Raw genomic sequence first — 623 nt, forward strand, 5'->3', positions numbered from 1 at the left:
GCTGAGCAACAACAGCCCCACCGCCAGCCCTTTCAAGCATCCGCGCATTCGCATAGACCGCTCTCAGCGCCAGTCGCGAAAACGGAAACGCGGCTGCTGTTTGGCGGTATCGTCCTCGATATGAAGCTGAACGAAATGGCGGCCATGATTCTTGTCGAAGTGGCCGGTCACCCCGTGGCGCATTTCCCGTCCGGCAGGGCCAATGCCGGTGATAAAGGCCGTGAGTTCATGGTCACCATTCTTCACATTGGCCAGCGCCAGGCGCTGCACCGCACCGTTCATCAGGGCGCGGATTTCCTTTTCCGTATAAAGGTGGCTGGCCAACACTTCGCCATCCAGCTCCAGCGTGATGCTGTCCAGTTGAAAAAAATGCCCCACATCCAGAGACACGTAAATCCCGACCTGGGTATCGGCGGGGAACAGCAACTCTTCTTCCAGCAATAGCAGGCGTTTATTGACTTCCAGCACGTCACGTTTGAAATCGGCCAGATCCTTGTCCAGCTCGGCCCCGTGCAGCTGGGCTGCGACCAGCATCAACAACAAAATGAATGCGCGGCGCATGTGCGCTCCCCCGGTGTTAGCGATTATCTACGTTGTTTTCAGATACGTTCTTTTCAGGAAAT

Annotated in this window: 1 protein-coding gene; it reads right to left on the minus strand. The window is 56.2% G+C overall.

The window, feature by feature from the left end; all coding sequences use genetic code 11:
• Positions 1-63: 63 nt before the first annotated feature.
• Positions 64-561 (minus strand): hypothetical protein, encoded by a 498-nt coding sequence (locus tag A3730_RS03770; RefSeq protein WP_063519125.1) that lies wholly within the window; start codon positions 559-561, stop codon positions 64-66.
• Positions 562-623: the final 62 nt, after the last annotated feature.

The organism is Alcanivorax sp. HI0044 (assembly GCF_001634945.1).

Bases quoted from the DNA above. Each gene is read 5' to 3' on its own strand.
- A3730_RS03770 (WP_063519125.1), bottom strand. From the start codon at position 561: ATGCGCCGCGCATTCATTTTGTTGTTGATGCTGGTCGCAGCCCAGCTG.